Origin of the sequence: Pseudomonas sp. LSJ-87, assembly GCF_032971465.1 — a bacterium.
GTDB classification, from domain to species: domain Bacteria; phylum Pseudomonadota; class Gammaproteobacteria; order Pseudomonadales; family Pseudomonadaceae; genus Aquipseudomonas; species Aquipseudomonas putida_Z.
In genome coordinates this window covers 37,841-47,773 of the sequence record NZ_JAWJYQ010000053.1, presented here as the reverse complement: position 1 = coordinate 47,773, position 9,933 = coordinate 37,841, and the positions used below count along the sequence as shown (strand labels likewise).

Here is a 9,933-nt window from a genome sequence, read left to right as displayed (position 1 = left end):
CTTGCCCGCTCCCACAGGTACTGCGCTGGCTTCAAGTTCATGGTGAACCTGTGGGAGCGGCCGTGGCCGCGAACACCGGCGCAGCCGGTGCCATGCACCGCGTCGCCTGCTTCGCGGGTGAACCCGCTCCCACAGGTACTGCGCTGGCTTCAGGTTAACGCTGTACCTGTGGGAGCGGCTTTAGCCGCGAACACCGGCGCAGCCGGTGCCATCCACCAAGGCGCGCTTCGCGGGCTTGCCCGCTCCCACAAATGCCGGTGACATCCACAGCTAGTTCATTTGCTTGCCTACAACACCACTGCCCTGCTACTTCCCCTCCCCACCCGGCTCCACTCGCTGCACCACGATCTGCATATGGCTCGCCATGTCGCTCAGTATCACCTCCCCTTCCTTGTACTCCGGGGTGATCATCAGCGAGCGGACAAAATGCTCGTTGCCACCTTCGCGCTTTTGCACGTTCTCGAACGCCACGATGATCGTGTCGTTGCGCCAGTTGCTGATGTCGAAACCGCCCGCAGCAACGAACTCACTAATGTCGCGCTCGTCGTTGAACACATTGGCAGGCAGGATCAGCAGGCGGTCCTTGAGAAACACCTGATAATACTGGCGAGGCCCCACCGGCCAGTTCTGCTCCACCACGTGCTCGATGCGCCAGTGATGGACGTTATTCTCATAGACCACGACACGCTCGACCTTATGGCCATTGCAAGCAACGAGCAAGGGCAATAGCAAACCACCGAGCCAGGTACGCTTTCGGCGCAGATTCATCCCGATCCCCTCGTTACATCAGAGAAAGGTGTCATTTAGAGGTTTTAGCCGCGCGACGGTTGAATTTACGGATCTCCCGATACTCCACCAGGCGCACGCGCATCTCGCGGTAACGCTGGCTGTTGATGATCAGCAGAGCCAGCAAACCGAACACCAGGACGGAAATGTACGCCCCCATGTGCGGGCGATAACCGTAGCTGGGCAATGCGGCGAGCAAGGCAACCACGAGGATGCCGATCACACCGCGCACGCCCCAGGCAAAGCCACGCACCATGGCGATATGCGAGGCGGCGCTCACTACACCGGCTGCCGCCAGCACCATCACCGAGAGTTCAGGGTCTGAGCTGCGCATATAGGTGGAGAACACCAGCGAGACGGTGCCGCCCAGCGCCATGCAGGAAAAGAAAAACTCGGCAATGAACACGCCGAAATAACGGGAAAGAAACGCTTGCAGCTCCTGGTCACGGGTCACTCGGTAATCTCCTCGTAAAGCCCAACGGCAACCGATTGCACGAAGCTACTGCTGCCAAAGCCCGACAAGCCGCCTATCGAGTCTTTGATCAAGGTACGCGTGGCATGCTGAATTTCGGTAGGGGTAAAACGTTTGATCGCAGTACCCGCCGCTTGCTTCAGCTTGAGCTGCTTGGCAGTGAGCGACGGATGCTTGATGAGCAGAAGCTCCTCGGCCAGCGCCTTGCGTTGCTGCCGCGACAGGCTATGGAACAGCTCCCTCCAGCCCTTGCCGGTAGCCGCTTTGCGAGCCTGCAGGAACCGCACGGTGTTCAGGCTCGATGCGCCCACACCTGCCAGCGCGACGCCGTCCAGTATGCTCATCACGGTCTGGACCGTGTCGTTACTGTCGAGCCAGTCGTTCTGCCCTGGGTCGAACACTTCGTTGAACACTCGGTACCCGCCCATCATGCACTGCCCGGTACCCGCAGCCGCGGCGGCATAACCGACCGCCGTCAACACCATGCTGGCGCCGCCAGTGAACGGTACGGCAATGGTGCCACTGAACATGACGACCCAACCAAGATAGGCCGAGAGGCAACCCAAACTGGCGTTCACGGCCTCTGCCATCACCTTGCGCTCACGCGCGCCGGTTTGCAGCTGGGTCATGAACTGTTCAGGTGACTTGTAAGGTGCTGCCTCCTGCAGAATCACACGCTTGGGCGCAATGCTGCAGATAGGCTTGAATTCGCGCAGGACGATCACGTTGTACTCGGCATCGATATAGACAACACCAGCACCCACGATACCCGGGTCGGCATCGATGGCCCTGAACAGCTTCTGCTGGTCGACGGTCAGCAGCAGCCGCTGACGCGCCATTTGCTGCCGGTAGCCGCCCAGGGCGCCGGACATCAGATCAGTCACGACAACTCTCCTTGATTCGAAAAGCCGCTGCGCCGGCCCACGCACGCCCCGTGCAGGTCAGGCGACCTGCCAGGGGCTGCACGTGCACCAGCGCGAGCGCAACGGAGCGTGGGTTACACGTTCGGGCAAGGCACCGGCGCCCAGTCACCCATGTCGGGGCTGCGGCACATCTTGTTGACCTGGTCGACGCCAGCATTGGCCACCTGCTGGGCTTCGGCTTTCTTGGTAGTGGCCTTCTGCAGGGTCTTCTCGGTGGCGACCGCCTCTTGCGGCACGTTCTTGTTCACCTTGACGGCCTGCGTTTTCTTCTTGCCAGTGGTGGTCTTTGGCGGCTCAGCCACGGTTGCCACATCGGTACGGGCCACGCCAACCTGCTTGAGGTCCTGCTCGTAGGCCTGGGTGTAGTTGTCGAGGTTTTCCGCAACACGGCCATTGACGGTGGCCAGCAGCTTGTTCGACTCCTGCAGGCCCGAGACGATCTCGGCCAGGCGTTTGCGCCCTTCGGTGTCGTTGATGCGGTTGGCCTTGCGGCCGTCGATCAGGCTGGTGAACTCACGCTGGTAGCAGCTCTGCGAAGCCTTGGCATAGGCCGTGGTGCGGTCCAGGTCGGCAGCGCTCTTGTCGATATCGGTGGCGTACGAGGCAATGCGCTGCTTGTCGTCACTGATCTGCTTCTGGCGCTCGGTGTAGTAACCGGCCGCACCGCCCACCAGGGCACCACCCGCCGCACCGATGGCAGCGTTACGGCCGCGGTTGTCACCGTCGACCAGGGCGCCGGTCAAGGCACCGCCGAGGGCCCCAATGACGGCGCCTGTGGCAACCGAGCGGGTCATGTCACCGTCGGTGGAGCGCAGGTGCTGCACGGGCTCGTAGCAGCTCGGGTAGTACTCGACCTTGGTCGTGGCACCAACCTTGGACACCGGAGAGCTGGAGCAGCCCGCCAGCAGGACAGTGCTGAAACCGGCGGCGAGCAGCAGGGCGGAACGGGCATGAGTAGCCGTGAAGATGGTCTTGAACATGTCACTTTCTCACGTGGGTGGTTAAAACGGGGGGCTTCATGCCACCCCGCGGTTGCGTCAGGCAGAAGCCACTACGAAGGCCGCGCGGCGGCCGATGCCAGGAGCTCCTTGAGGATCGTTGCCGGGTCGGCCCGCCGGTTCTGGCGGTACTCCCCAACATGGCGAACGAACAGGGTCGCGCGGCTCACCAGGCTCTTGCCCAGGACCGGTTTGCGGTTGAGTTCTTCCTTGACCCGCTGGAACTGCGCCTGGATCACCGCATCGGTGTAGCGCGTACCACTGGCCAGGTTGTCGATGTAGATCGCCACGGCGCCATCGAGGGCGGCGCGGCCGTTGGCGATGGCTGCGGCGTACATGCTCACGGTGGTCTGGTCGCCACGCGCCTTGGCCTCGGCCTGGGTGTTGCGCAGGTTGGTCAGGCGAATGTTGTAGTTGTTGATGGTCTCGGCCACCAGCGCGGCAGACTGGATCAGGTTGCCGGCAGCCTCTTCGCGCTGGCGACCGATCAGCGAAACGCTGCGCTTGAGTTCTTCGTTGACCAGCCCCAGCTCGGCCTGCTGGCGCGGGTCGGCGGTGGCGGCGATGATGCTGTCCAGGCGCTTGGTCGGGTCCTGCACGGCATCAATATCGTCGGTCAGGCTGGCCAGGCGCCCTTCCTTTTGCCACTGCTCGAACAGTTCCTGGTAACGCGAACGGGGCGCCGACAGGGCGCCGATGGCCACCCGGAAGCCCGTGGTCTCGTTGCGCTGCTCGGTACCGTCAGCGCCGAACAGCGGGTACTCGCGGCGCATGCCGGTAAACAGCGTGCCCTCGCCTTCCAGGTAGTTGCCGCCCTTGACCACGAAGCCGCCATAGGCGCCTTGCAAGCGGCCGGCATGCACCAGCTGGAACGACTCCTGAACCATTTCGGCGGCATTGCCGATCACATCGAACAGCCCCAGCGGGTTCGGCAGCCGGGTACCGATCGGCATCAGGCGTGCGGCCTGCCCGGTGCCGCCAGCCACCTGGTTGAACACCGCCCAGTCGCCAAGCGGCCCGTCGCTGTCACTGCCCTGGACCTTACGCGGGAACAGCCGCCCTTCCAGTTCCTGGCGGCTTACTGCAGAGCCGCCACGGGCAGCGAACTCCCACTCCACTTCGGTGGGCAGGCGCACAAAACCGACCCCGCCGTCCTCGGCCTTGCTGCCCCGGCCACTGACCGGCAGCAGGTCACGGTGATGCTTGAGCAGCCAGGCACTGTAGACCGCGGCAAAGCGCTCGGCCTCGAAGCGCGACAGCTTGACCTTGGGCAGGCGCCCGGCCGCCGTGGTATCGGGCTGGCAGGCCGGCGCCGCCTCGCCGCTGGCCAGCGACTGGGCCTGAGCCATCACCTGGGCATACTGCCGGGCGCTGACCTCGTACTTGCCGATGAAATACATCATCGGCTTGAGCGGGCCAGCCTGGTCGAGTTCGGGCAGGTTGGGGGCGACAGCCTTCTGCCATGCGGGCGAAAGGTCCTGGAGGCTGAACTGGCCATTGATGAAGTCACGCCGATAACCGGAAATGAACGACTGCTGGTAGCCGGCCTCGCCCTCGCTGAACGGGTAGCCGAGGTTGACCTCGCGGTCGTCCAGGCTGCCCTGGGCCAGCACGTAGACGCTGCGCAGTACCAGTTCGCCGCCGCATGGCAGCGGCAGGCTGACGTCGCCCGGCAAGGGCTTGGGGTTGTCCAGCTTGCTGGTGTCGACCGGCTGTGCCGGGGCGCTGGCGGCAGCGGCGTTGGCCGGCTTGGCCGACTTGGCAGGCGGCTCGTCGGTACCCGGCGAACAGGCCGCCAGGCCCAGCGTGGTCAGAAGCAGGGCCGTAGCCCCGAGGCGAAGTTCAGACATCACGAATTCCTTGGCTGGCATCGATGCGCGCCACCCGCCAGCCACCCAGGGCAGCAGCGGCTGTGCTGGCCAGCAGCACCGCAGACAACGCAACGAAGTAATGCATGGGCAACAGATGGCTGGCGTATTCGCCTGGCACCTGCGTGAAGATCCGGTTGAGGCCCTGCTCGGCCAGCAAATACAGGCCGCCGGCAACTGCGGCCGCCAGCACGCCGCTGTACAGCGCCTGCAGCACCACGAACAGCAGCAGTGCGGCCGTGCCGAACCCCAGCAGGCGCAGCACCGCCAGCTCACGCTGCTTGCGCTGTACCGCCGCCACCGCGCCAGCGGCGATGGCTGCCGCGGCACCGGCCACGGCCAGGCTGGTGATGATCCAGAACACCAGGTCAAGGTTGCGGCTCAGGGCCTGCACCTGGGCGATCTGCGCTGCCTGGGTCGATACCAGCCACTTGCGTTCGGCAAAGTAGGCGCGCAGCTTCTCGACATCAGCCAGCCCACGGGCATACAGGCGAAACGCCGGGTATATCCGCTGCGCATCATTGCCTGCGGCCTCCCCCGGCCAGCCCAGCGCCGGCACGCCGCGCCCGTCGCGGTAGTCCTCGACCGCTTCGAGCAGGGCCAGGGAAGCAAACAGGCCATCGCGCTCGAATGCCGCCAACGGCAGCACGGCAGCTACCTGCAGGCGCGTCTGGCGCCACTGCACCTGGCCGGCCTGCTGCCGGCTGAAGCTGGCCTGCAGCTCATCACCGGCAGCGGCACCGAGCTTCTCGGCAGCGGTAAAGCTCAGTACCACCTGCTGCAGGCCCTGCGGCGGCGGCACCTGTTGCAACAAGGGGTCACCGGCAGCGGTCGGCAGCATCTCGACGGTTACCGCACGCCCCTTGGCAGGCAGCAGCAGCTCTGCAGTGGCGGCGATCTGCCGGGTCCGCGCGATGGCGAAGGCGACGTCTGGTCGCTGCCCCAGGGCATCGATGAAATCGGCGCGGAAACGGCCACCGCCCAAGGGAATGATCTCGCGTACGCTCGGGTCGCGTTGCAGCCGCTCGGTCAGGCTGCCGACCAGGCCGAACTTGAGCCCGAACAGCACCAGCAAGGGCGCGATCACCGCGACCAGCGCCAACACGCTGCACGCCGACAGCCGCGCATCGTTGCGGTAGTCCTGCCAGGCCAGGCCGGCGATCAGCCACGGGCGCATCAGACGGCCTGCGCCAAGGTGGCGGTGACGCCGCCGTCGGCATCGCGCCGGCAGGCCATGCGCAGCACGCTCAACCCGGCCCGGCGCGCCAGCGCTTCATCATGGGTGGCGAGCACGCAGGTCACCTGGCGCGCCTGTGCCTCGCGCAGCAGCAACTGCATGACCCGCTCGGCGTTCACCGGGTCCAGCGCTGCGGTAGGCTCGTCGGCCAGCAACAATGCCGGCGCATGCGCCAGGGCCCGGGCGCAGCTGACCCGCTGACGTTGCCCCAGCGACAACGCGGCAGGTTTTTTGGCCAGCTGGTCATGCACATCCAGCGCCTCGGCCAGGCGTTCGACGCTGCCGTCCTCGCCCAGCCCCAACAGCTGCCGTGGCAGGCTGATATTGCCGCGCACATCGAGGAAACCGAGCAATCCGCCGGCCTGCAGCACATAGCCCAGCTGGCGACTGCGCAGCGCCGCCAACTGGTCGAGGCGGCGCTGGCGCCACAGGCCAGCCACATCGGTGCCGGCGAAGACGAAGCCCTCGGCGGCATCCGGCGCCAGCACCAGCGCCAGCAGGTCGAGCAAGGTACTCTTGCCGCAGCCGCTGGGGCCGACCAGGGCCACCCGTGCCCCTGCCGCCAGCTGCAGCCGGTCGATCTGCAGGCTGTAGCGCTGGGCCCCCTGGCCGCGCGTCTTGTGCACCGCGTGCAGGCTGATCATCACGGCAGCGTCGACAGCGGTACACGGTACAGGGCATCGCCCGGCTCGGCCTTGCCGAAGCGCACCCAGTTGGCCATGTCGTTGTGGAAGGTTTCGTACAGGCGGATCTTCGAGTCCAGCTCGTCGATGAAATCCTCCTGTTCGGCCACCGACAGCGACAGCCACAGGTCCTCGGTCATGCTCAGGGACTTGCTGCGGTACGGCAGGCCTTCGAGGTATTCGCCCAGTACCCCGCCCTGGGCCAGGTTTGCGCCCTTGCGCAGGGCACCCGGATCGCGGCTCATGTAGGCACTCGCGCTGGCGATCTCGTTGAAGAAATCACCCGGTGAACTGCGGGTCTTGCGCGCGGCATCGACGATCAGCTTCAGCGACTGCTGCAGGTCATTGAGCTGCAGCTTGGTCAGCATCACGCACACCTGCAGGCTCGGCAACGCCGGGTTGGCCAGGTCATGGTCGGCGGCCCAGGCGCTGACCAGTTGCGGCGCCTGGCTGGCGCCGTTACGGCCGAGGAAGTCCATGTGCATGGCATAACCGATCGCCTGGGACTTCGCCGCCAGGCTCGCGCCCGAGCCCAACTGGGGCAACGGCTGTGGCTGCTGTTCACGCACCTGGTGCACCAGTTCGGCGAACGTCGAGCCGATCTCGCGTACGCGCTCGCCAAAGGCGCCCACATCACCGCCCGGCACAGCCACGTAAAGGTCACCGATCTGCGGGTTGCTGTCGGCGGTAAGCACGCGGTACTGGCTTTCGGCAGCGCCATGGTTTTTCGCACCGGCCGGGGTGCGCAGGTGCAGGGCGTAGATCCTGATCTGCTTGCTCAACGCAGCCTGGCGAACCTCGGCCTCGTTCATCTGTGTGCTGCTGTAGCGGTCGTTCTTGCGCAGGGCACCGGCATCGCTGACCAGCAGGACGATGCGCCCGCCATAGCCCGACCAGTCCATGCCCTCCACGGCCTGCATCACGCCGGCAAAGGCATCTTCGTTGAACGAATGGCTGGAGACGCTGGTGGCCTTGACCTGCGCGGCAGCCTTGAGGAAGCGCGCCGGGTCGCGGCCCTCCTCCAGGCTGACCAGGGTCTTGCTCAGGTAGTCCAGGCCCGGGGTGCGCTTGACGCTGTTGCGAAAGCCCACCAGGCCGAAGCTGACATTGCCCAGCTCGCCCCGTGCAGCCAGTTGCGCCTGCAGTTCGCTGACCACCTGGCGCACGCGGTCGATGTAGGGTTGCATCGACACCGACGTGTCGACCACCAGGACGATGCCGGTACGGAAGCGGTTGTCCGTTGCCACGGCCGCACCGGCAGCCGTGGCCGCCTGGCTGCGAACGCTGCTGCCGGGGTCGATGGAGGCGACGTTGAGCAACTGCACCGGCTGGCCGTCGGCGCCGAAGCTTTCGCGGTAGTCGAAGATCGGCATCAGGTAGAACTGGTTCTGCGGCACCGCGCTGGCGGCGGGCTCCAGGGCCAGCACCTGGGGCACCTGGTCGGGCTCGTTCTGCGCCTTGAGCAGGTCGGCGCGGGCCTTGCCGGTGTCGTCGAGCAGCTGCTGCAGGTCATCGGCCTGGCGCATGAACATCACCGGTGAACGGCCGGAACGCTCGGTAAACTTCAGCACCAGGCTTTGCTTCCAGTCGCTGGTTTGTGCCGCAGGCAACCAGCCGTCGCGCTGGCCGCTGCTGGAGGCGCCAACTTCCAGCCAGGGCTGGCCGTCGATGTCCTTGCGCTGGTACACGTACAGCACCGAGAACGCCGGCAGCGGTTCACCCGCGCTGTCACCGGGCCGTGCGCGCAGTTGCGCTTCGGGCTTGCTCAGCACGCGTTGGAACAGGGTTTTCTTGCCCGGCATCAACAAAGGCCGGCCGTCTTCGCTGGCCGCTGGCGGTGGAGCGGTTGGCGTCAGCGGTTCGCTCGCGGTTTGCGCCACGGGTGGCTGCACATCCGGTTGGTCGCTGCCACTGCGCAACCAGAACAAGGTCGCGCCCAGGCCCAGTGCCGCGGCTATGGCCACGGCCAGCATGGCCTTGGCCGGCATGGCCGAGGCTGGTTTCGGCGGCGCAGCGGGCCTGGGCCGGGACGGCTCCTTTGCAGGCGTGGGTGAGGCGACCGGCTCGGCCGTGGCCTGCGGAATATCGATGGACACCGGCGTCAGGCCGCCAAGGTCTGCCTTGCCCGGCATCGCGACCGGCAACGGCCGGATCACTGTGCTGTCCTGGTCATCGGCAGGCAAGCGGTCGAGTGCGGCCAGCAACGCGTCGGCATCGGCGAAGCGTTGATCGGGGTCCTTGGCCAGCAGCCCGCGCAGGATGTCCTGGTAGCGCCCGTGCTCGATGGGCAGCTCCGGTAGTGGCTCGGTCAGGTGGGCCAGTGCGGTCGACAACGCATCGGTGCCACGGTAGGGCAGCTCGCCGACAAGGATCTCGTACAGCACCACCCCAAGCGCATACAGGTCGGCGCGGCCGTCGATGTCCATGCCCCGCGCCTGCTCCGGGCTCATGTAGCTCGGGGTGCCGACGGCGAAGCCAGCCTGGGTGAACTGGGTGCGGTCATCCAGCGACTTGGCGATGCCAAAGTCCGAGAGCACCGCCGTGCCGTCGGCGCGGAACAGGATGTTGGCCGGTTTCACGTCGCGGTGCACCAACCCCTGGCCGTGGGCATAACCCAGCGCTTGGGCGATCTGCCGCACGTACAGCAAGCCCTGCTCGGGTGCAAGCCCGGCGGCGATGCGCTCCTTGAGGGTGCCGCTGGGCAGGTACTCCATGGCCATGTAGTACAGCTCGCCGACGTTGCCGATGTCATGGATGGTGGCGATGTGCGGGTGCGCCAGCCGCGCCAGGGTGCGCCCTTCGCGCAGGAAGCGCTCGCAGAAGGTAGGGTCGGCGGCAAGGCTCGCGGCCATCACCTTCAGCGCCACCTTGCGCTGCAGCGAGCGCTGGGTGGCCAGGTAGACGCTGGCCATGGCGCCCTGACCAATCTCGCTGTCGATGTCGAATCCGGGAATCTGCATGTTCGG

Annotated in this window: 8 protein-coding genes; all 8 read right to left on the bottom strand. The window is 66.0% G+C overall.

Translation table 11 applies throughout. The features are described from left to right. Positions 1-306: 306 nt before the first annotated feature. Positions 307-768: a hypothetical protein gene (locus RYH74_RS23750; RefSeq protein ID WP_317410316.1), complete on the bottom strand. Its 462-nt coding sequence runs from the start codon at positions 766-768 to the stop codon at positions 307-309. Between the two features lie 31 nt (positions 769-799). Then, a complete protein-coding gene (locus RYH74_RS23745; RefSeq protein ID WP_317410315.1) occupies positions 800-1,240 on the bottom strand; it encodes a hypothetical protein in 441 nt (146 codons plus the stop codon). Further along, on the bottom strand, positions 1,237-2,130 hold the full coding sequence (locus RYH74_RS23740; RefSeq protein ID WP_038408275.1) for a hypothetical protein: 894 nt from the start codon (positions 2,128-2,130) through the stop codon (positions 1,237-1,239). The genes RYH74_RS23745 and RYH74_RS23740 overlap by 4 nt, the downstream gene beginning before the upstream one ends. A 125-nt stretch (positions 2,131-2,255) precedes the next feature. Continuing rightward, entirely contained in the window at positions 2,256-3,161 is a 906-nt protein-coding gene (tagQ, locus tag RYH74_RS23735) for a type VI secretion system-associated lipoprotein TagQ (RefSeq protein ID WP_075046086.1), read from the bottom strand. Between the two features lie 71 nt (positions 3,162-3,232). Further along, entirely contained in the window at positions 3,233-5,029 is a 1,797-nt protein-coding gene (locus RYH74_RS23730) for a formylglycine-generating enzyme family protein (protein WP_075046087.1), read from the bottom strand. After that, entirely contained in the window at positions 5,022-6,224 is a 1,203-nt protein-coding gene (locus RYH74_RS23725; protein WP_317410314.1) for an ABC transporter permease, read from the bottom strand. Before RYH74_RS23725 ends, RYH74_RS23730 begins: the two co-directional genes overlap by 8 nt. After that, positions 6,224-6,928 (bottom strand): ATP-binding cassette domain-containing protein, encoded by a 705-nt coding sequence (locus tag RYH74_RS23720; RefSeq protein WP_075046089.1) that lies wholly within the window; start codon positions 6,926-6,928, stop codon positions 6,224-6,226. The genes RYH74_RS23725 and RYH74_RS23720 overlap by 1 nt, the downstream gene beginning before the upstream one ends. Continuing rightward, on the bottom strand, positions 6,928-9,927 hold the full coding sequence (locus RYH74_RS23715) for a serine/threonine-protein kinase (protein ID WP_317410313.1): 3,000 nt from the start codon (positions 9,925-9,927) through the stop codon (positions 6,928-6,930). The genes RYH74_RS23720 and RYH74_RS23715 overlap by 1 nt, the downstream gene beginning before the upstream one ends. Positions 9,928-9,933: the final 6 nt, after the last annotated feature.